Source organism: Microcoleus sp. B4-D4, assembly GCF_036705185.1.
Taxonomy (GTDB): Bacteria; Cyanobacteriota; Cyanobacteriia; order Cyanobacteriales; family Microcoleaceae; genus Microcoleus.
Genome location: NZ_JAUBTX010000030.1, coordinates 23,691 through 46,420 on the forward strand (window position 1 = coordinate 23,691; position 22,730 = coordinate 46,420).

Sequence of the window (22,730 nt, forward strand, 5' to 3'; positions counted from 1 at the left end):
CATCGAATGTGCTTGCCGCGCAATAGTTAACCGCTAATTTTAGTTCCCGCAATCGTAATATTAGAATAATCCACAAAACCTTAAAAAATTGTGAAAGCAATAACTCTTCTCGGCTCCACAGGCTCCATCGGCACTCAGACTCTGGATATTGTAGCTCAATACCCGGAACAATTTCGGATTGTCGGGTTAACAGCAGGACGAAATGTACAGTTGCTGGCGCAGCAAATTCGCCAGTTTAAACCAGAAATTGTCGCGATTTGTGACGAAGATAAATTACAGGAATTGCAGGAGGCGATCGCAGATATCGACCCTCAACCTATTTTACTTGCTGGGGAGTCAGGCGTTGTCGAAGTTGCCAAATACGGCGACGCTGAAGCCGTAGTCACCGGCATAGTTGGCTGTGCGGGTTTGCTGCCAACAATTGCGGCTATAGAAGCAGGCAAAGATATCGCCTTAGCAAATAAAGAAACCTTAATCGCCGGCGGCCCCGTTGTCAACCCCTTAATCGAAAAATACGGTGTTAAAGTATTGCCGGCTGATTCGGAACATTCGGCAATTTTTCAGTGCTTGCAAGGCTTACCGGCAGGAGGGTTGCGCCGGATTATTCTTACAGCTTCCGGCGGTTCTTTTCGAGATTTGCCGATCGACAAATTAGCAGGAGTAACAGTCGCCGATGCCTTGAAACATCCGAATTGGTCGATGGGACAGAAAATCACGATTGATTCTGCTACTTTGATGAACAAAGGATTAGAAGTAATTGAAGCTCATTACTTGTTCGGCCTGGATTATGACGACATTGATATTGTCATCCATCCCCAGAGCATAATTCACTCGTTAATTGAGCTGCAAGATACGTCGGTTTTGGCGCAATTAGGCTGGCCGGATATGCGCTTGCCGCTGCTTTACGCTTTGTCTTGGCCGGAGCGAATTCCTACAGATTGGCCGCGGCTGGATTTGGTAAAATCTGGTGATTTAACTTTCCGAGAACCAGACCACAAAAAGTATCCTTGTATGCAGTTAGCCTATGCAGCGGGACGTGCGGGCGGCTCCATGCCTGCGGTGCTGAATGCGGCGAACGAACAGGCGGTAGCGCTATTTTTGGACGAAAAGATTACATTTTTGGATATTCCGAAGTTGATTGAGCAGGTGTGCGACAAACACCAAGCTGATAACTGTGAAAGTCCTGGTTTAGAGGATATTTTGGCAGCGGATCAGTGGGCGCGGCTGGAAGTTTTGGCTGGAAGCGTCGAATTGGGCGATCGGATTCTTTCAGTGCGCTAATTCTGAGGAATTGCTCGTTACCAGGCTCTGCCTGGTAATGCAGATCCGGAGGCTCTGCCTCCTTCTTTCTTGCAACTTACAAGAGAGAGGACTGTAGGAAGTGTTTAAGTTATTAAGTTTTCCGATCCTCAGTTCGCTAATTTTTAGATGCAGACGGCGGTTAAAACCGCGTTTGTACTAAACACTCACGCGACTCTGCGGGTTAAAGAATGGGCAGTGAAAATTACGTTGTTTTATTCATTTATTGTCTTCAGTCCGCGTCAGCGGACTTCGTTTTTGTAAACCTGGTTTCAACCGCCGTCTTCTATTCTTCATGAATCCCTTGATAGAATAGAGCTATAAGTCAATACGGTTCACTTAACATATTTATGCCCCGGAGATCCCCCTCGCATCCCCCTTAAGAAGGGGGACTTTGAGAGCATTCTTGTCCCACCCCCTACTCCCCTTTTTAAGGGGTGTGCCAGGGGGATCGTCTTAAGTAAACCGTATTGAGCTATAAGTCCTCTTCTTGGAAGCAACCGATGCAAACAGAAACCAAACCAACCGTATTTGAACTCAATCAACTGATTATCCCACCCGGCAATAAAATAAAGTTACAAAATATTAGCTGGGAAATGTACGAAGCTATCCTAGACGAGTTAGGGGAAGGTTATGCACTTCGACTTACTTATTACAAAGAAACACTAGAAATTAGGATGCCTCTACCAAAACATGAAAAAGCTAAATCATTGATTGGTGACTTGGTTAAGTTACTTCTGGAAGAGCTTAATATTGATTGTGATGTTTTAGGTTCTACTACCTTCAAAAACAAAGAGATGCAGAGCGGCGTAGAACCTGACGATTGTTTCTACATTCAGCATGAAGCTGCTATCAGAGGTAAGGAGAGAATAGATTTAACAGTAGATCCGCCTCCCGATTTGGCGATCGAGATTGACAACTTCTCACAAACCAGTTTGAGCAGCTATCAAGCTTTGAAAGTGCCGGAACTTTGGAGATATGACGGGCGAATCCTGAAAATCTATCTGCTCCAAGACGGAAAATATATTGAGTCTGATAGCAGCCCAAATTTCCCCAACTTTCCCATTATTGATGTAATTCCTCAATATGTCGATCGCAGCAAAACTGAAGGCAGAAGCCCGACACTCAGAGCATTTAGAGCTTGGGTAAAAGAGCAACTACAAACCAAAGACTCGTAGCGGCGGGTTTTGCTAATTTTTGACTTTCGCCGCAAAATCAGCCGCACTCATCTTTTCGTACATTTCAAAAGGTTGGTGAATCCAAGGATTGTCAGTCAAATAATCTACATAATAATCCGGCTTTGCCACAGAACAAGCCTTGTACCAAAGTACAGCAGTCCGAATTTCCTGAATATCTTCGCCGTAGCGGTTTTGCAGCCAAAGGATACCTTGTTCTAAACTAATTCCCGAATCCACCAAATCGTCAACTAGCAGGAGGCGGCTGCCCAAATTATCGCCCACCATTGTCAAATTAGGCGCAAACTCGATCGCCCGCCGGACTTTTCCCTCCGCCCCACCGTAGGAAGAGGCCGCTAAAATTGCCAGAGGTTTGTCGAAAATCCGCGACAGAATATCGCCCACCCGCAGCCCCCCCCTCGCGAGACACACAATGCGATCGAATTTCCACTGAGATTCATCAATTTTTACAGCCAAATCCTCAATTGTCCGATGGTACTCTGACCAAGAAACGTAAAGGTCGCTCATCAAAAAAATGGGTAGAAACCCCGTCCTTTTAGGACGGCTTTACAAAAAGACTTGCCTCAAACCAACAATATCACAGAAAATGTGTTAACGTGTGAGAATGGAAAAAGCCTACCGCTACCGATTCTATCCCACTACGCAGCAAGAAAATCTCTTGCGACGGACAATGGGGTGTACACGGTTAGTGTACAACAAGGCTTTGGCTGCTCGCACAATCGCGTGGTACGAGCATCAAGAGAAAGTTGGCTACAGCCAAACCTCCTCTATGCTGACGAATTGGAAGAAAGAGGAAGAGCTTGATTTTTTGAATGAAGTTAGCTGCGTACCTTTGCAACAAGGACTCAGACACCTTCAAGCAGCGTTTAGCAACTTCTTTGCCGGTCGCGCTAGATATCCTAACTTCAAGAAGAAGCATAACGGTGGCAGTGCTGAATTCAGCAAGTCAGCTTTCCGCTGGAAAGATGGACAGGTATTTTTAGCTAAATGCACTACTCCATTGCCAATTCGTTGGAGCAAACAAATTCCCGAAGGGTGCATTCCGTCTACCATTACGGTAAGACTGACACCTGCTGGACGTTGGTTTGTTTCCATGCTTGTAGACGACTATACAATCAAGCCACTTCCGAAGATAGAGAAATCTATTGGATTGGATGTAGGAATAACCAGCCTAATTGCTACTAGCGATGGCGATAAAATCGCCAATCCTAAGCACTTTAAAAAGCTTCGCAAGAAGCTAAAGAGGAAACAGAAAGCGTTAGCCCGCAAGCAAAAGGGAAGTAACAACAGGCAAAAAGCGCGGGTACAAGTAGCAAAGATCCATGCACAGATCACCGATGCGCGTAAAGATTTTCTACATAAATTAACAACTCAACTAATTCGTGAAAACCAAACGATTGTAGTTGAGGATTTAGCTATCAAGAATATGGTGAAAAACCATAAATTAGCTTTGGCGATCAGTGATGCTAGTTGGGGCGAACTAATTCGCCAGTTGGCGTACAAATGCGAGTGGTACGGTCGAGAGCTAATAAAGATAGACCGCTGGTTTCCCAGTTCTAAGCGTTGTGGAAACTGCGGGTATATTGTAGATAAATTACCGTTGAATATTCGGGAATGGGAATGTCCTAAATGTGGGACAAACCATGACCGAGATATCAACGCTGCAAAAAACATTTTGGCGGCTGGGCTAGCCGTGTCAGTCTGTGGAGCAACTGTAAGACCCCAAGAGAGTAAATCTCGGAAGGCTGGTGCTACGAAGCAGAAACCTAATCAGTGATGATTGGGAATCCCCGCTCCTTGTTTGACGGGGTGGATGTCAAGCCTAATATTATTGAAATATCAATGATATTATTCAATATTTTGGGGGAAATGACATGAATGCAGACGAACTTCTCAGACGGTATGCAGCCGGAGAACGGGTTTTTCACAAAATAGACCTGAGCGGGGCGAATATGTCAAGGACAAATTTGCGCGATATTGACTTGACTGGAGCTGATTTAAAAGGTATAAATGCGATCGGCATCATCCTTTACAGAGCCAATCTGTATCAAGCAAATATCAGCCAAGCCAACCTCTCCCAAGCCAACCTCATGTCGGCTAATTTCGGCGAATGCGAGGCGGTGGGAGCGAACTTAAGCGGAGCCATCTTGCGGAGTGCGGTGCTCGGCGGGGCAGATTTAACCGGGGCGAGTCTCAGAGGTGCAGACATGAGAGAGGCCAACCTTCAGCGGGCAATCTTGATGCAAGTTTATGCAGTTAACGTTAACTTGCAAGGTGCCAACTTGACAGAAGTAAAACTTTGCCACATCAACCTCAGCAAAGCAAATTTAACCGACACCAACTTTACACAAGCTGATCTCAGCCATGCTAAGCTGACTCAAGCAAATTTGAGTTGGGCAAATTTGACCGAAGCCAATCTCGAAAAAGCGGATTTGAAGGGAGCCAATTTGAACGGAGCAAACTTGAGCTGTGCGAATCTTCATCTAGCTGATTTGAGCGGAGTTTCCCTTAAAGGAGCAAATCTCCGGGGAGCAAACCTGCATCAAGCTAATTTGCGCGGGACAAATTTAAACGAGGCGAATCTGAGAGAAGCGATGATGCCTGATGGCAAAATTTCTGAGTAAATAAACGGGCAAAATAGAACTTTAAACTGCGGGGTGCTGGTGGCGCACCCTACCTTTAGTTTAAATCCTAATTTTATTGAGGGGATTTAATTCTGTTTTTAGGTGAATGCGTTTTTCAACTGATACCGTACCGCGTACCATCCTGAGTGGAGAGGCAAAAATTTTAGATTACCGTTCAATCTCCAGATTCATCTGTTGACTAAATCTTAAATCTAAAATCTACTAAAATCGATTGACTGTGCATTTCCACAGAATCTGCAAAAAATTTTGTACTTGAGTTTAGTCTACGACTTTCAGCCAGCCCCGCCGAACGGCGTGGAGCAAGCGGTTGATGGCTGTTTGATCTTCTTCGGTAAGACGGTCGTTTAACAGCGCTGTTTGGAGCTGGCGTCGGTGAGTGGGAGTCAACAAACCCGAGTGATATACCTGAAAGACTAGCTCTGCAATACTAGATTGAGTTAAAAGCGTTTGGGTCATCATTGTGTTTTTTTTTTGAACTCGCTTTTAGTAGTATTGACTAATTTTCCAAAGTTTTATGTGATTCAAATAGGCGAGTTAATGTGATCCATTCGGCCTTGATTTGTGATTTGTGTCAGCCAAAGTTAGGTATCGTATTTTCCTAGATATAGATAGAAACTCGAAACACCAACTCTGTCAAGATTTCTGGCTTTTGGTAATTCCGAAATCTGTAGCTTTTGTTAAGAGATTACTACAAATAAATTAATATTTATCTCATAATAGACTACGAAGATCTGCGAACTAAATCGATCGACTTAATAAAACGTAAAAGTTTTACCGGACAAAATGGGTTTAAAGACTCCCCATCCTAGGGGAAAGGAAAAATTAATTTCTCTCGCTGCTAATCCTGTTGGCGTAAGTCTTTCGGTCAAATGACAAGCTGTTTAGTGTTTGCTGTTGAACGGGTGCAGTGGTGGAGGATTTTTCCGTGGCTTTGGTTAAGGAATGTTAACTGTTGACTGCTTCGGATCAAAAATCCCGGCTTTTTTAAGAAACCGGGTTCGACTGCAACGATCGCACTACGATTTTTTTTTAAATAAGGTTAAAAGCTTTACAGGAGAGAAAGTATAGCAGTGCGAGCGAAAGATGAGGTATTGCTCCCTCAATCCCCCAATTCCCCAATTCCCCAATCTAAAGTCTAAAATCTAAAATCCACTGACTTCTCACCTTTTTGAGAAAGGCGATATCTCTGAGGGGACTAATCGGAAATCCCGATCCATCCGCGGCGGATGGCGTAAAGCAGGCGGTTGACTGCATCTCGGTCATCTTGGTTCAGAGCGCTTTGGCAGAACGAAAGCAGTTTGTGGCTTTGAGTGCGAGTCAGATTGCCTGAATAGGTGACTTGATAGAATAGTTCAGCGATCGCCCGATCGGATTGTAAAGTCAGAGCTTGCATGAAATTTCGTTAATCTTGACTGTTCTAATATGCAGTGTTTGAGATGACAGTAGGGTGATTGCCGTCAGCTAAGCTGTGCGATCGTTCTGAACTATACTTGCGATCGAAGTCTGGGAGTATAGGTGAGTTAAATCACCGAAGAACAAAATACTCGATCGCCTTTGGGGTCATTTCCGGGTTGCTCTCACAGTTTGACAAAACGTCAAAAACTAATGAGAGCAAGGCTTTGAGCGCCACTGGCTGTCGCCGGAGTGCGTGTTGAAGGCGACATCTTGGGGCGTGGAGTCTGATATCTGTGAAAGTTTGGGCGATCGACAGTTGCAGGGTCGGGGAAAATTTGCGATCGGCAAACCGCACCCTGAGATATAATAATGATCAATAATTCGAGCCCATCTTATAGACTAACAGGTAAAACAATGATCGTTATTGGCTACTTTGCGATTGCCTTAATCGTTTTTATTGTTTGGTTCAAAAGTTTTTGGAACGATAGTGCGACATCAAAAACTGACTTAATCTCTTGGATAGCCTTAGTAATCGGCCCTCTGATTTGGCCTGTTGTGCTGCCCCTATCCCTTTTGCAAATTACCAGCAAAAAGTCTGTCGTTGCAGTTAAATCCGAGTAATTGTTCTAATAAGTTGTAGAAGTAACTGACTCAAACGCTGTCGGGTGTTTCGTCATAACTTATCCCCCCTACATCGCTCGTGGCAGCGATCGCATCTTCATTTTGTTTTTCCATAACCATGTGCATCTACAAGGTCAATATTTTTTGACCGCTCTCAAATTCTGCATTCTACTATTTTAATCTTGCTTTTTTGTCACCAGATTACTCTGACAAGCCTCATGCTGTCATGGCTGAGGTTCCTGACAGTATCAGGGAGCATCTCTCTCCGAATCCAAAAAGTATTTTTTACGACTTGCGAGCTGTCGCGCGATCGCGCGGGCTTGGCTTATAGATGTGTAGGGAGGTAGCGTCTTCCCTCGCACGGGAGCGAGCGCGACAGCACTCAAACAAAAAAATGCTGTTTACTACAAAGCCGGAAATACTCAAGCTTGATATGCAATGTAAAACGGTCTGTTGCTGGTCTGAGTATAACTTAAGACATATTTATTTGAGCGATCGCTCACTAACTGCATAGTTTTTCTGGCTTTCGGCCGCCGCACGCCATTGGTGGAATATTGAAAAATTCGCGCAGTACAAAAAACGCTACAGTCTTTGTGCTGCAAGCTTTAGCAGCTATTTTTTTTTAAATGTAGCAGCTTTTCAGAGACAATTGTAGAGTTCTAGAACGCCCAAATCGTCGAAGTCTTACCGCAGTTAGATAGACAATGCAAGGGGGAGAGTGCAATATGAAATAGCAATAAAAACTGTTTGCCCAATAGGCAAAATTTGTTGTAGGCGATCGGACATCAGGATTTGAGTACGCCAGCGTTCGGATTTTAGATCGGGTGCTGTATTGGCGGGAACTTCTCAAAAAAACGTGCCGTCACTGTAGCCAACTTTGCTATTTACACAAACAATAGGACTTAAAATGAAAGAAATGTCTGAAAAGCCAGTTTATCGAATTCTTAATCTAGTGTCGCTGCTAGCCCTGAGCTACTATGCAGCTACTTCGATAGGTTATATTTTCGAGAGCGACCCTCACATTTACAGCTACGACAACCAGAGCTATTCTAACGGCTCAACTCAGCAACTAGAAGCACACAAATCGTCTCAATAGTACAGCTTGTCTATGAATGCTCAACCAAATTCCCTCGAAATTGCTAATTGCGGGCGTACTCCTCGAAGTTAACAATTAGCCAGAATTTTATTACTTAATAATTAATTTGATTAATTTAAATTGTTAAATATAATCATCAGAAAAACTTATATATTAATTGTCAACTGTCAACTGAATGCAGGAGGCTGAGGGTGTAGTTTCACTTTTAAGAGTCCCATACTCCGGCTTTAAAGATTTATCTGTTTGGCATTGTGTCGCCAACCGAAGACAACTAATCCCATTTGCGATCGGCGATTGGTGGTGACTTGCTGCGCCAGCGGGTTGGGAACCCAGGCTCGATCGGTTGCATTTTTTGATTGAAACTAATGTTAAGCTCGGCAGCAGATTATTCTCAGCTTTGACTAAACGTCTTAACTCTAGTGTGCGGCCCTTAATCGCAACTCGATTGCCGAAATCACCGATTTTATTAGATAAAAACTGGGGTGATGAGCCACAAAAGTCCCTCAAGGACTGTGTTGGGGCGCAATTTTGACCGAAAGCGACCCCAAGCGCGGGCGGCCTGGGAATGCCCGCTAAAAATTTTTTTGATTTTTTGGGAACTATTGGGGGAACTCAAAAGTCAGGTCAACGAGAGTATACTAAAACATTGCTACTCCTGTTCTGCCCGAACGGGCCCGAACAGGAGTAGCAGGGCGATCGACAGTTGCCAAGGACTGCGGTGCAAATTCTCAATCTTGAGAGCATACTCCCATTAAAAATGGTCAGCGTGTATTTGCAGACTAATGTTTTAAAAATGACTAGCCGCACCCGAGCTAGGTATGGTAAACTCACAAACGTTTAAGTGGAATATTTTCGTGTTAGAGGAGGGAGTTGTGGAGTGGAGAGTCCAAAGCAGGAAAAAACCGATATTTGCTGCTATACGAATAAAGGATTGTACTCGCGCTCCGGGGCTCCCTGCTGACAAATTAAATTACATGACAGCTTATAGCAGCCGGGTCAATTAGGGTCTCAACCGATGTCCGGTTTCATTTATTGAATCCCTTTGGAGGGAAAAGTGTATTGTAGAAAAATGATTGATCTTTTAGGAGGAGTGTAAATGACACAGGTAACTAATCCAACAACGCCAGTATCTTCTATCCCGGGAAGTGGCGGTGGCTCTAACATTATCGGTGCTCAAGGCGAGAACAGGTTGAACGGCACCCAACAAGCCGATATTATCCTGACTTTTGGCGGCAATGATGTCATTGCCGGTGGAGGTGGCGACGACCTGATTATTTCCGGTGGCGGTAATGACAGCATCGGCGGCGGCAGTGGCAACGACGCTATCTTTGCAGGCAGCGGTAACGATGCGGTCGCTGGCGGTGACGGCGACGACCGGATCTTTGGCGGTAAAGGAAATGACATCATCGACGGCGGTGCTGGCAATGACTTGGTTTCTGGCGACAACGGCAACGACACCGTACTCGGCGGAAGTGGCAACGATACAGTCTTTGGCGGCCGGGGCAACGATATCGTGAGCGGTGGCGACGGCAACGACAGCCTCTACGGCGGTAAGGACAACGATACAGTCGATGGCGGTGCTGGCAATGACTTTATCTCTGGCGACAGAGGTAGCGATGTCTTGACTGGCGGTGCCGGCAGCGACACGTTCTACTTCGCTGGTTTTGGCGGCGACTTCGGCGTAGACACGATCACTGACTTTACTCCAGCCGAAGATAAGATCGTATTGAAGTCAGGCGGTGTGTTGGGTGCTTTGGGCACAGGCTTGGATTCCAGCGAGTTTGTCGTGGTTTCTAACTTCAATGCAGCCAGCAGCCCTGGAACTGCTAACAAGTTGGTTTACGACCCGCAAAACGGTGTGTTGTACTTCAACGGTACCGGCGGAGTGCTAACTATTGCTCAGTTGCAACCTGGCCTGACAATTACCTCGAACAACTTAGAACTGTTCTAAAACAACTGGCAGTTGTGGGGCAGCACTGGATAACATCTGGGGCTGTTCTTACAACTGCCGATCGTGTTTTAAAGGATTTTAACCTCACTCTGCTACCAGCGGGGTGAGGTTTCAATTCTGGAATTGAAGTAGGGACTGTTAAAAAAAAATCGATCGCCAGTTATTGATGAAATTAATCGATCGCCCGATCGCCTAAAATATATACAAATTTTAAAATCATAATTTATAAGTTTTCCTGAAGCGGGGAAAAACCGCAACTGCCCACAAGCAATGAGCACTGAAGCATACATCCGTCAAGCCCAAGTTTATTTGAAGCAGGGGAAGTTAACTGAGGCGATCGATATTTGCCATCAGGCGATCGAACTACAGCCATTTTCGCCGCTAGCTTACACTACTTTAGGCGAAATTCTCGAAGCGAGCGGAGACCCGACGGCGGCAAGAGATGCTTTTGTGCAAGCTTTGGAAATTTCGCCCCAGTTTGTTCTGGCTCATGCTTATTTGGGTCAACTTTACAACGAGTATTGCTGGTTGGATGAGGCGGCTTTTCATTACCGCAAAACTCTGGAGTTGAAGCCAGATTGGGCGGAAGTTCATTATAACTTGGGAAATATTTTTCACAAGCAGGGTAATTTGTTGGGCGCGATCGACTGTTATCGAAAGGCGATCGCCCTTAAACCGAATTATCTCGTTGCTTGCTACAATCTGGCTGTGGTTTTAGATGAAAATAATCAGATCGCTGCGGCCATTGATACCTACCGTCAGACGATTGCCAAACAGCCGGATTATGTGGAAGCTTACAGCAATTTGGGCGTGATTTTGCTGAAGGACGATCGCCCTGCTGAGGCGATCGAGATTTATCAACAAGCGATGCAGATTAAGCCGGATTGGGCGACGCTGCACAATAATTTGGGTCAAGCGTTGCAGGGCAAAAATCCCGATCGGGCGATCGCATCTTACCTCAAAGCTATTGAGTTGGAACCCGACATGGTTTTAGCCCACTACAATCTGGGGAAAGCTTGGCAATTGCAGGGGGAACATTCGGCGGCGGTTGCTTGTTTCGATCGGGTAATCGAACTAAATCCCCAACATATTTCGGGCTGTACGGATGCCGGATTTTCTTTGATGGTTTTGGGTCAAATTGCCGAAGCCATGCCTTATTTTCGGCAGGCGATAGCTCTGAAGCCTGATTTTGTTGAGGCTTACCGACGTTTGGGAGAAAGACGCCAAACTGCTGCGGTAGAAGATGATGAATTGTCAAGGGCGATCGCTGCGTGCGATCGATTTCTCGCAGCATTGATGGGAAGTTCGGCAACGGATTTTGTAGCGGATGTAACGGATGTAACGGATGTAACGGATGTAACCGATGTAACCGATGTAAGTCCGTCGGAAGAAGTCCGAGGGAAGAGGGAAGAAGTCCGAGGGAAGAAGGAAGAAGGAAGATTAATTACCGATTCCCCATTACCGATTCCCCATTACCGATTCCCCATTACCGATTCCCCATTACCGATTCCCGATTCCCAATTACCAATTGCTGAAATTTGCGATAATTTAGCAACAATTTACCTGCATTTGGGCAACGCTTTAACAGAGTACGGCGGTGCTGAATCTGCCGCGGCTTATTATCAAAAAGCTTTGCAAATTAATCCGAAAAATCCAGAAATTTACTGGCGGCTGGGCAATTGCTTGGTACAGCAAAAGCGCCTGACTGCGGCCATTGCAGTTTACCACATGGCTTTGACGGTTCAACCAGCTCTACCGCAGGTTTATGTAGAGTTGGCAAAAGTCCTGGAAAAACAGGGGCGCTGGCAACGGGCGATCGACTATTATCAAAAAGTTTTAGAATTGCAAAGCTGCGGGTATACGCAACTATCGCAAACAGGGAACTCTCTGGCAATAGCAACAAATGCGATCGCACTTCCTCACGGTATTTATCTATCGACTTGGGATTGGTTGGTTAATGCCAAATTGGATGCTGGGAATTATGTAGAAATAGTTTGGGAAGCCCAGACAGCAAACGCCGAAGATCTGGCTAATTCCCAATTACCAATTGCTCATTCCCAATTAGCAAATTCCGATTGTGGCGGTTTGACTTGCGGGCTGTGTCTGCAGCGAATTTCTAAGTGGTTCGATCCGGTGCATCTCGGTTGGGGAGTTTGCCGTTTGTCTAACTCGAAACCGATACCTGTAGATGCGCCAAAAACTTTTGTGGCACAGATTCCCCACGGGCGAGTTTGGATTGTGCCCCAGCAAAATTATTGGCTGATTTCCAAGGCGATCGCTGTCATTACTCCCGATAATTATTTGTTGGCTGATGTGTCGAGAGATTATCCTGATTTGTTGCCGGGATGCGACAAGCATGATGTTAGAAAACACAGCGTTTTTGACTTAGAATCTTTTCCAGGTTTAAAACAAATTGAGGGCGTGGTGGCGGTGCTTTCTGGCTTGTCGGGAAATGTCTATTTTCACTGGATGGTGGACGTTTTGCCGCGAATTGAATTGCTCCGGCAAAGCGGTAGGGATTTGGCAGAGATTGATTGGTTTTTGGTGAATAGTTGTCAGCACCAATTTCAGCGGGAAAGTCTCGAAATTCTGGGCATTCCCGAGGAAAAGGTTTTGGAGAGCGATCGCCTGCCTCACATTCAAGCAACAGAGTTAATTGTACCTTCTTTTGCGGGATATTTGGGCTGGCCGCCTGGGTGGGCGATGGATTTTTTGAGGCGGGAGTTTCTCACGAAAATTATCCCAGGTTCGAGTTATCCAAAACGCATTTATATCAGCCGTCACAAAGCAAGGTATCGCCGAGTTTTGAACGAGGAAAATGTGGTTGAGATTTTGGAACAATATGGCTTTGTTTCTATCTTCCCTGAATCGATGTCTTTGGTAGAACAAATTGCTCATTTTGAGGCTGCTGATGTGATAGTTGCCGCCCACGGTAGCGGCTTAACTAATACGATTTTTTGTCGGCAGGGAACTAAAGTAATTGAGTTGGTGTCGCCTCACTATATCAGCCATTATTACTGGGGAATTAGTCAACATTTGAAGTTAAATCATTATTACTTGGCTGGCGAGGCTTTTGAATGCTATCCTATTAGACAGTTAATGTATCAAAATTCGCTGACTGAAGATATTTTGGTGAACTTGAGTTCGCTCAAAAAGATGGTTGAAGTGGTTGGTTTGGGTTAGCTGGCATTTGGAGTAAGTTTAATTATGCCCTCGATTGAGAAGATGGAAAAAGCAGCGGTTGATTTGAATCGGCAAGCAGAAATTCATTTAGCTGAAGGAAGATTGAATGAGGCGATTGCTGCTTGCGAGTCGGCGCTGAAAATTGAACCGAATTTGGCTGTTGCTTGTCAAACGCTGGGAAAGGTGATGCAGGTGCGAGGTGAAATTGAACAAGCTAAGCAGTGGTATGAATCGGCGCTGGATCGCAATCCAAATTTGCCGGAAGTTTACGCTAATTTAGGCATTTTGTATTCTCAACAAAAACAGTGGCAAAAGGCGATCGCCAGTTGTGAAAAAGCTATCGCCCTAGCGCCCAATTTTGCTGCTGCTTACCGACAGTTGGCGAAAGTTTGGACGCAGTTGGAGAAGCGAGAAAAGGCGACTGAGTGTTGGTATCAAGCTTTTAAAATCGAGCCGAATTGGGCAACTGCTGACGAGTACGTTACCCTGGGAAATAGTTTAGTTGAATTGGGCAATTTTCCACAAGCGATCGAAAGTTATTCGCGGGCAATTGAGTTAAACCCGCAACTGGCAACAGCTTATCACAATTTGGGGGAAATGCTGGTAGGTCAGAAGCGGTGGGATGAGGCGATCGCCAATTACCGCCAAGCCATTGCCATCAATCCAGATTCTTTTGAATCTTACCACAGTTTGGGCAAAACTTGGGCTGAGCGAGGAGAATGCGATCGGGCGATCGCCTGTTACCGCAAAAGCCTCGAAATCAATCCGAATTACGCCCGTGCTTACCTTGGTTTGGGCAATGTTTGGGCGCAGAAACGCGAGTTTGATGAAGCAATTAAATGTTACCGTCAGACTCTGGAAATTAATGATAATTTCTATTGGGCGCACAATTCTTTAGGCGAAGCTTTGGCTCAAAAACAACAGTGGGAAGAAGCTATTAGTTGTTACCGCCAAGCGATTGCTATCAATCCAGATATTCCTTGGTTTTACTGCAATTTGGGAATTGCTTTAACCTGCGAAAAATCCTGGGATGAAGCTGTTAGCGCTTACCTCCACGCCATTCAACTCGAACCAAATTTGACGGGAATTAATCAGAGATTGGGATATGTTTTGCGGCAGCGCAGCGAATCTGATTTAGATAGCACAATCGCAGTTTACTGTCAAGATATTGAACAACTTGCTAGCGGGAAAATTTACCACAGATTGCTGGGAATTGAGTTAGATGGAGCGGAATTTTTTATAAATTTAGGCAACAGTTTAGCGAAACAGAAGCAGTTGGAAGGTGCGATCGTATTTTATAGCATGGCCATCAAAATCGATCCCAATGCTGCGGAAGTTGTCGCCCAACTTCAGGAAGTGCGGGCGAAACAACAGGAATTATACGCAGAAATCGCTGCTTACCGCCACCAAATCGCAATCGATCCGAGCAACTCTAAGGCTTACAATGATTTAGGCAATATTCTACCGCAATTAGGGGAATTGGCCGAAGCAATTATTTGCCACCAAAAAGCCAGTGAATTGAGAGGTTGGCCGGAATGTGCGGCGAAAAATTATCAATTTACCCAAGATTGGTTTACCCACAATATTCCTATTTGGAAACGGCATTTGCAGCAATTTACCGGAATTGCAGATTTTCAAGTTGTGGAAATCGGCAGTTTTCAGGGAATGTCGGCTTGCTGGTTGTTGGATAATATTTTAACTAATCCGACGGCAAAAATTACTTGTATTGATTTGTATTTTCAGCAACATTTTAAGGGTAATATTGCTCAAACAGGAGTCGCCGAGAAAGTAATTGAATTAGAAGGTTACTCTCAAGATTTGTTAATTAATTTAACTTCGGAATTTTACGATATTGCTTATGTTGACGGCTGTCACAAACCCACCAGCGCTTTGCAAGATGCGATTTTATCTTGGAGGTTGGTGAAAGTTGGCGGATTGATGATTTTTGACGATTACGAGTTTACTTTTCCCGATAGCCCGGAGCAAGATACTAAAATTGGAATCGATGTTTTTTTGGAGATGTTTGCAAGTCAGTTAGAAGTAGTACACAAAGGCTATCAACTGATGGTCAAAAAAACTGACAATCAAAAATTGGGCGAAGAGCAAACTCTGTTGTCTCTGGGTTGGGAAAAGTTGGGGGATATTGCTACAGAGGCGGGCTATCTCGATGAGGCGATCGCCCGCTATCAAACAGCTATTAAAATTAAGTCTGACAACTACTTGACTTACCACAAGTTGGGTAAAGCTTTGCAAGCAAAAGATTTGTTTGAGGAAGCTGGGGCCGCTTACCGAAGGGCGATCGCGCTTAACCCTAATTTTAGTTGGGCTTACCACTTTCTGGGGGAAACTTTACAGGCGATCGAGCAATACAGCGAAGCCGCTGCTGCTTACCACAAAGCGATTGAATTAAATCCCGATTTTTGTTGGAGTTACAATAATTTAGGCGATGCGCTGATGGAGATTTCTGAGTGGGAAGATGCGGCGGCGGCTTACCACAAGTTAGTTGAACTGAATCCCGATTTTTGTTGGTCTTACGAGAGATTAGGTAAGGCTTTGGTTGCACTAGAAAATTGGGAAGAGGCGACGGATGCTTACCGCAAAGCTATTGAATTAAATCCCGATGATTGTTGGCTGTACAATAGTTTGGGAGAAGTTCTAGAAAAACAAGAAAATTGGCCGGAAGCAGCGGTGGCTTTTGGCCGTGCTGTTGAGCTAGAACCCAATGAGAGTTGGCTGTACAAAAAATTGGGCGATGCGCTGCGGAATCAAGGGGAATTGGAAAGGGCGATCGCTATTTACGAACAAGGCATAAATCTCGATCCAAAATCCTGTTGGTGTTACGAAGGATTGGGTTTGAGTTTAATTGCCAAACAGCACTGGGAACCTGCAATCATTAATTTAGTTCAAGCCCTGCAAATTCAACCCGATTTGTTTGAAGCTTACGATAATATAGGGTATGCTCTGGAACAACAAGGAGAAGTTGATGAGAGCGATCGGGCAAAATGCAGCAATCAAATCTTACCTTTAAGTATTCTCAAAAAATACTGTGGGTTTACAGAAGATTTGACCGTTACAGCAGAATCCAATCCGCACCTCACCTGCATTGACATCTATCCTGCGAGTCAAATCAATTTATCTGATTCCAAAACAATCGACAGCAGCCGCAGATTTGGGGGAAATCAAAGTCATTCCAGAAAAGCTTTTGTTGCCGTATTGCCAAACGGACGAGCTTGGGCAGATGTTGTGACTACCGCCGTGATTAATTCAGACAATAAACTTGTTGCTGATATTTCAATGGGTTGTGCTGAATTGGTAATCACTTCCGACAAATTGCCTCCCGCTGAACACGTCGATGGAAATGTGGCTTTTTTATCTGCTCGCTGGGGTGGAGCCTCTTATTTTCATTGGATGTTTGATGTGATTACCCGATTTGACCTTTTGCAGCGGAGCGGATTGATAGAAACTATAGATAAGTTTGTTGTCAATGCCTCGGATTCTTCCTATCAAGCAGAAACTTTAAATACTTTAGGAATTTCTCAACATAAAATTTTAGAAAGCCGCTGCAATCTACATATTACAGCCGATAAATTAATAATTCCCTCAATATCTTATGACGGAGCGGGGGCGGTTTCAAAATGGAAGTGTGAACATCTACGACAGACATTTTTAAATGAACAACAGCCACTAAATACAAACTATTCAGAGCGCATTTATATCAGTCGCGAACAAGCATCTTATCGGCGAATCGTCAACGATGAAGAGGTAATTAAATACTTAGAAAAATTGGGGTTTCGTGCAGTCAATCTGGAAACAATGTCGGTAGCGGAACAAGCAGCGTGTTTGGCTGCTGCTAAAGTGGTTGTCGCACCTCACGGAGGCGGGTTGACTAATTTAGTTTTTTGCAGTCCGGGAACTAAGGTAATTGAGATTTTTTCTCCCCTTTACGTTCCGCATTGTTATTGGATGATTAGCAACTTGTGCGGTTTGGAACATTACTATTTAATTGGTGATTTGGTTGATGATGGAACTCCGACAAAACCATTACATAAGAATATGCGGTTGGATTTGAACTCGCTGGAACAATTACTAACTCTTGCAGGAGTTTTGCATGGATAATGACTACCACGAGTTGGGGAATTCGCTGCAATCAAGCGGTAGGTTTGATGAGGCTGTTGCTGCTTACCAACAAGCTGTTGAGTTAAACCCGGATTTTTCGTGGTCTTATCACAGTTTGGGCGATGTTTTGCTGAAACTTGAAAAATGGGAGGAAGCTGTCTGCGCGTACAAAAAAGCTGTTGAGTTAAATCGCGATTTTTCGTGGTCTTATCACAATTTGGGCGATGCTTTGCTGAAACTTCGGCGATGGGAAGAGGCTGCTGTGGCTTACCGCTGCGAGATTGCTCTCAACTCGGATTTTGCTTGGTCTTTCTGCAATTTGGGCGATGCTTTAACTAAGCTAAAACAGTGGGATGAAGCTATTGCTGCGTATTTGAAAGCTGTGGAAATTGACGGAAATTTGCCGGGAATTTACGAGAGATTGGGGTATGTTCTAGGAGAAACAAAGTCTGATTTAAAGTTGGTATTAGAACAGTGTCAATTGCAAATTACACCGGAAAATTGGAAGTTTTATTTGCAGTTAGGAAAAAATTTAGGAAAGTTCCATCGCCCAAAAAACGCAATTATTTTTTACCAATTTATCTTGACATACGCTCCGAGTTGTGCAGAACTGTCAGCGGAATTAGAGGAGTTGTTGCAGCAGCAAGAAAAGTACGTTAGCACTTTAGCCTCCGCCCGCGCCACAGTCGCCCAAAAACCTGATGATTGCTGGTCTTATTACAATTTGGGTGCTGTTTTGAGCCAGCAAAAATATGGGGAGGAAGCGGCGGCGGCATTTTTGCAAGCAATCCAAATAAATCCCGATAATCCTTGGTGGTTTTATTACAATTTGTGGGAAGTTTTGGTTAAGCAAAATAAGCTGGATGAAGTTGAGAAGTTGTGCCACGAAGTTGTGGAAGCTCAACCGGAGGCTTTTTGGCCTTATTTGAATTTGGGGGAAGTTTTGACGAGACAAGGCAAAATTGCTGAGGCGATTGATTGTTATCAAACTGCTAGTTACAAACAAACTTTGGCATCTGCTCTACTTAAAAATACAGGCAATTTGCCTCTTACAAAAACAACAGATAAAGTTAAATTTCCTAATTTTATAATTATTGGTTCTCAGCGGTGCGGCACGACTTCTCTGTACACTTATTTAGCTCAACACCCGCAAATTTTGACTCCGATTAAAAAGGAGATGGATTTTTTTTCGTGGCATTTTCACAGGGGAATTGATTGGTATTTGGCTCATTTCCCGCCCATGCCGGAGGGAGGGGAGTTTGTGACGGGTGAGGCTAGTCCGAGTTATTTTGACTGTCGGGAAGCGCCGAAACGTCTCTACAGCGCGTTTCCAGAGGCTAAGCTGATTGTGCTGTTGCGAAATCCGGTCGATCGCGCGATTTCTCATTTCTACCGCTTAAAGGGCTTGAATTGGGAAGGGCGATCGCTCGATCGGGCAATTAGCGATGAAATTGAACGGTTGAATCAAAATCCAGAATACATCATCGGCGAAGAACCGGGGAATTATTTAGCTCGCGGTAGGTATATAGAATTTATTAAAAATTGGCTGGCTTTCTTTCCCAAACAAAAGTTATTAATTTTGAAAAGTGAAGATTTTTATGCAAATGCGGCGGCGACTGTTCAGCAAGTTTTAGAATTCTTAGAGTTGCCGGAATATCAATTACCTGAATATCAAAATGCTAATCCTGGTGCTTATCCGCTCGTAAATCAGTCGGTTCGCCACTTGTTGAGCGATTATTTTAAACCTTACAATCAGGAATTAGAAGAGTATTTGGGGATTAAGTTTGGTTGGTAGTTATTTGTTAGTGGTTATTTGTTAGTGGTTATTTGTTAGTGGTTATTTGTTAGATGATTCGGCGGTTGAAACCGCCAGAAAGTCAAACAAAGTCGGCCTGCGCCGACTGGTTCATCAAGGGTATCCAAAACCCGGATTTCGTATGAGTCGGCAGTTGTGAGTCGGCAGCAGGCAGGAAAACAAGCAACTGCCAACCGCCAACCTCCAACCGCCAACCTCCAACTGCCAACCTCCAACTGCCAACCTCCAACTGCCAATTGCCCGCTGACTAAAAAACCTGTTTTCCCTTGACAAGTCATACTCGTTATGAGTACGCTATAATGAACGAAGCAATTTAACCCAAATACTCAAGGATTCAAAATTATGCTGCCTAACAAAGAAGGTCAAAGAGTACCCAAAGTCACCTTTCGCACTCGCAAAGACAACGAATGGGTGGATGTCACCACCGATGACTTGTTTGCAGGCAAAACCGTAGCTGTGTTCTCGCTACCGGGAGCATTTACTCCCACTTGTTCCTCAACACACCTCCCTGGCTACAACGAATTGGCGAAGGTTTTCAAAGAAAATGGCGTAGATGAAATCGTTTGTATGTCCGTCAACGACACCTTTGTGATGAACGAATGGGCAAAAGACCAAGAAGCAAACAATGTGACGTTAATTCCCGACGGTAACGGTGAGTTTACTGAAGGCATGGGAATGCTGGTAGACAAAACAGATTTAGGCTTTGGAAAGCGGTCTTGGCGCTATTCGATGCTGGTCAAAGATGGTTTGGTTGAGAAAATGTTTATTGAACCGGAGGAACCGGGCGATCCTTTCAAGGTGTCCGATGCTGAGACGATGCTCAAGTACATCAACTCTTCAGCAACCAAGCCGAAGGTGGTTTCGGTGTTTACAAAAGTAGGCTGTCCCTTCTGCGCTAAGGCTAAGGCCATGTTGACTGAAAAGGGCATGGATTATGAAGAAATCGTCCTCGGCCAGGACATCACAACCCGATCGCTCCGGGCCGTAACTGGTGCTACAACAGTGCCACAAGTATTTATCGACGGCAAGTTGATCGGCGATTCCGAAGCCCTAGAATCTTACTTGGCAGTTGCTTAGTGAGTTAAAAAACAACGGCTGCGGGTGTGTGCTGCACACCCTACAACGGCTGCGGGTGTCTACTGCACACCCGCAGCCGTATTTAGTCCGATCGAGCTTTCGGAGTCAAAGGTTCGATCGCGCTATCGATCGCTTCTCGTGCAACAATTATGGGTGAAACAATATTAAAAAAATCAAAAATGGGAGTTAACGATCGTGGATTTGAGTCTAGTAGCGTCAAACATTTTAAATCCACCAGTATTAGCTTTTTTCATGGGAATGGCAGCAATTTTTCTCAAATCCGATTTAGAATTTCCCGCCCCCATCCCCAAACTGTTTTCGCTGTACCTGCTGTTTGCGATCGGATTTAAAGGAGGCGTCGAACTTTCCAAAAGCGGAATTGACCAGCAAGTCGCCCTGACAATTTTGGCAGCGATGCTGATGTCTGCCCTAGTACCAGTTTATACTTTCTTTATACTGAGAATCAAACTCGACGCCTACAATGCAGCGGCGATCGCAGCCACCTACGGTTCCATCAGCGCCGTCACCTTTATCACCGCAACCTCCTTCCTCACAGGACAGGGGATCGACTTTGACGGTTACATGGTAGCAGCGCTAGCATTAATGGAATCCCCAGCAATTATCGTCGGTCTAATTCTCGTCAGCGTATTCGGCGGACAAGAAGAAAAACGCGATATAGTTTGGTCAGAAGTGCTCAAAGAAGCCTTCCTAAACAGTTCAGTATTTCTGCTAATTGGCAGCCTCATCATGGGGATACTGACTGGAGAGCACGGTTGGGAAGTTTTAAGTCCCTTTACTCAAGATTTGTTTTATGGCGTTCTGACTTTTTTCTTGCTAGACATGGGCCTGGTTGCTGCTAGCAGAATTCAAGATTTGCAAGATGCAGGAATTTTCCTTATCGGCTTTGCAATCCTCATTCCCATAGTTAACGCAGCCATTGGTTTAGTGATAGCCAAAATAATCGGAATGCCGGAAGGAGATAGCCTGCTGTTTGCCGTATTGTGCGCGAGTGCTTCTTACATCGCAGTACCGGCAGCAATGCGGCTGACGGTTCCCGAAGCTAACCCGAGCCTTTACATTTCAACAGCCTTAGCAGTGACGTTTCCGTTTAACATCATTGTAGGCATTCCCACGTATCTATACGCAATCAATATATTTTGGAGGTGAACCGATGGAGACAGTTAAAAGGATAGAAATTATTGCGAACTCGGTAGAACTTCCAAAGATTTTAGACGGTTTAGAAAAAGCTGGTGTCCCCGGTTATTCAGTGATTCGGGGTGTCGCAGGCAAAAGCACCAGGGGTACTCGATCGCGCGATTTAGCAATGACAATGCTGGATAATATTTACGTACTGGCTTTTTGCGAACCCGATCGAATATCGGCAGTTGCAGAACATATTAGACCCGTGCTAAATAAGTTTGGCGGGTCGTGTTTTATTTCCGATGCGATGGAATTGCTAACAACTAAGTGCGTTGGGTAGCGATTAGTCATTATAGCCTTTCTCTAAAAGGTGAGGTACCAGTTTTGCCATAAAAAGCTTGACACTGTAAGGGTTGCAGCATACCTCGGCATACCTCATCTTTCGCTTGAAAGGCTATAGTCATGATAGATTTTAGAGACATAAGATACACTGCACACTAAAATTATCTTTCGGTCATTATTCGGTCATTATTAGGATCAATCATTCTGTAGCTGTCTCTGAAATCACGAACAATCTACAGGCAAAACCCGCCCCCACCCAACTATCAAATATTCTGCGACTTACAAAAAAACTCACGCAACATACAATTTCTGTACTCTGTTAAGATCGCTCAATATCTTGACAAACCGCCCGATCCATGCAAACTTTCAAAAAATCAACCAGACCTTTCAACTCTCAAGATACATATCCCTGTCCCGTCTGTCGCACCGGTGAAATTGCTACGATGCCGATGATGGAAGCCCTAGCTTGCAACTTCTGCCAGCACATTTTTACCGCCAGCGAAGAAAGGCAATCGCTCCAAATGGCCGATCGCCAGCCGCCCGTAATTTGGCACTGGAACGGCAAAAAATGGATAGGAGCACACCTCGAAGGCGTAGAATTCGGATGGCCTTATTTTGCCGCAGCGATCGGCCTCATCTTCCTTCCCACCACCTTGCTCGGACTTTCAGCTTACTACTTTCCCCCAGTTCCCGGCAGCCGCTTGTCGTGGCTGCCCGCAGCTTGGACTGGTTTAGCCTTTTTGTCCCATTTAGGCATAGTGCTGTGGTTGGTAGGCGAATTTTATCAATTCCCCGCGGCCACTTACTTGAGAGCTTGGGGGCGCAGGATTAGCAGGCGCTAGCTGGCTGGTGT

General features: G+C 44.8%; 17 protein-coding genes. 13 read left to right on the forward strand and 4 right to left on the reverse strand.

From position 1 onward, the window contains the following. Positions 1-90: 90 nt before the first annotated feature. Complete coding sequence (gene dxr / locus QUB13_RS20370; protein ID WP_333383997.1) at positions 91-1,281, forward strand: 1-deoxy-D-xylulose-5-phosphate reductoisomerase; 1,191 nt, start codon at positions 91-93, stop codon at positions 1,279-1,281. A gap of 521 nt (positions 1,282-1,802) precedes the next feature. Continuing rightward, positions 1,803-2,477 (forward strand): Uma2 family endonuclease, encoded by a 675-nt coding sequence (locus QUB13_RS20375; RefSeq protein ID WP_333383999.1) that lies wholly within the window; start codon positions 1,803-1,805, stop codon positions 2,475-2,477. A 12-nt stretch (positions 2,478-2,489) separates the two neighbouring features. On the opposite strand, the gene QUB13_RS20380 is transcribed toward QUB13_RS20375, so the two are convergent. Next, on the reverse strand, positions 2,490-3,002 hold the full coding sequence (locus tag QUB13_RS20380) for a phosphoribosyltransferase (protein ID WP_333384002.1): 513 nt from the start codon (positions 3,000-3,002) through the stop codon (positions 2,490-2,492). A 97-nt stretch (positions 3,003-3,099) separates the two neighbouring features. Between QUB13_RS20380 and QUB13_RS20385 the strand changes: the two genes are divergently transcribed. Next, positions 3,100-4,272 carry an RNA-guided endonuclease InsQ/TnpB family protein gene (locus QUB13_RS20385; RefSeq protein ID WP_333384006.1) on the forward strand — a complete coding sequence of 391 codons (1,173 nt, stop codon included), beginning with the start codon at positions 3,100-3,102 and terminating at the stop codon, positions 4,270-4,272. 97 nt (positions 4,273-4,369) lie between these two features. Beyond that, complete coding sequence (locus QUB13_RS20390) at positions 4,370-5,119, forward strand: pentapeptide repeat-containing protein (RefSeq protein ID WP_333384009.1); 750 nt, start codon at positions 4,370-4,372, stop codon at positions 5,117-5,119. 279 nt (positions 5,120-5,398) lie between these two features. Here the strand turns inward: QUB13_RS20390 and QUB13_RS20395 are convergent, their stop codons facing one another. Further along, a complete protein-coding gene (locus QUB13_RS20395) occupies positions 5,399-5,599 on the reverse strand; it encodes a hypothetical protein (RefSeq protein WP_333384012.1) in 201 nt (66 codons plus the stop codon). Between the two features lie 736 nt (positions 5,600-6,335). Next, positions 6,336-6,533: a hypothetical protein gene (locus QUB13_RS20400; RefSeq protein ID WP_333089770.1), complete on the reverse strand. Its 198-nt coding sequence runs from the start codon at positions 6,531-6,533 to the stop codon at positions 6,336-6,338. Positions 6,534-8,063: 1,530 nt separating this feature from the next. On the opposite strand from QUB13_RS20400, the gene QUB13_RS20405 reads away from it, so the two are divergent. From QUB13_RS20405 to QUB13_RS20425, 5 genes are all read left to right on the forward strand, one after another. Next, complete coding sequence (locus QUB13_RS20405) at positions 8,064-8,252, forward strand: hypothetical protein (protein ID WP_333384014.1); 189 nt, start codon at positions 8,064-8,066, stop codon at positions 8,250-8,252. 1,096 nt (positions 8,253-9,348) lie between these two features. Next, complete coding sequence (locus QUB13_RS20410) at positions 9,349-10,203, forward strand: calcium-binding protein (RefSeq protein WP_333384016.1); 855 nt, start codon at positions 9,349-9,351, stop codon at positions 10,201-10,203. A 270-nt stretch (positions 10,204-10,473) separates the two neighbouring features. Beyond that, entirely contained in the window at positions 10,474-13,386 is a 2,913-nt protein-coding gene (locus tag QUB13_RS20415; RefSeq protein WP_333384019.1) for a tetratricopeptide repeat protein, read from the forward strand. A gap of 24 nt (positions 13,387-13,410) precedes the next feature. Further along, positions 13,411-17,502, forward strand: a complete 4,092-nt coding sequence (locus QUB13_RS20420; protein ID WP_333384020.1) for a tetratricopeptide repeat protein — start codon at positions 13,411-13,413, stop codon at positions 17,500-17,502. Then, the gene (locus QUB13_RS20425; RefSeq protein WP_333384023.1) at positions 17,495-19,297 is read left to right on the forward strand and encodes a tetratricopeptide repeat protein; all 1,803 of its coding nucleotides are present in this window, start codon (positions 17,495-17,497) and stop codon (positions 19,295-19,297) included. Before QUB13_RS20420 ends, QUB13_RS20425 begins: the two co-directional genes overlap by 8 nt. A 35-nt stretch (positions 19,298-19,332) precedes the next feature. Here QUB13_RS20425 and QUB13_RS20430 read toward each other — a convergent pair whose 3' ends face one another. Next, complete coding sequence (locus QUB13_RS20430) at positions 19,333-19,596, reverse strand: hypothetical protein (RefSeq protein WP_333384026.1); 264 nt, start codon at positions 19,594-19,596, stop codon at positions 19,333-19,335. Positions 19,597-19,660: 64 nt separating this feature from the next. Here QUB13_RS20430 and QUB13_RS20435 point away from each other — a divergent pair, with 64 nt between their 5' ends. From QUB13_RS20435 to QUB13_RS20450, 4 genes are all read left to right on the forward strand, one after another. Then, positions 19,661-20,395 carry a glutathione peroxidase gene (locus QUB13_RS20435; protein ID WP_333384030.1) on the forward strand — a complete coding sequence of 245 codons (735 nt, stop codon included), beginning with the start codon at positions 19,661-19,663 and terminating at the stop codon, positions 20,393-20,395. A 195-nt stretch (positions 20,396-20,590) separates the two neighbouring features. Beyond that, positions 20,591-21,562: a sodium-dependent bicarbonate transport family permease gene (locus tag QUB13_RS20440; protein ID WP_333089782.1), complete on the forward strand. Its 972-nt coding sequence runs from the start codon at positions 20,591-20,593 to the stop codon at positions 21,560-21,562. A gap of 4 nt (positions 21,563-21,566) precedes the next feature. Further along, on the forward strand, positions 21,567-21,875 hold the full coding sequence (locus tag QUB13_RS20445) for a P-II family nitrogen regulator (RefSeq protein ID WP_333384033.1): 309 nt from the start codon (positions 21,567-21,569) through the stop codon (positions 21,873-21,875). 358 nt (positions 21,876-22,233) lie between these two features. Beyond that, entirely contained in the window at positions 22,234-22,719 is a 486-nt protein-coding gene (locus tag QUB13_RS20450) for a hypothetical protein (protein ID WP_333089786.1), read from the forward strand. Positions 22,720-22,730 lie beyond the last annotated feature (11 nt).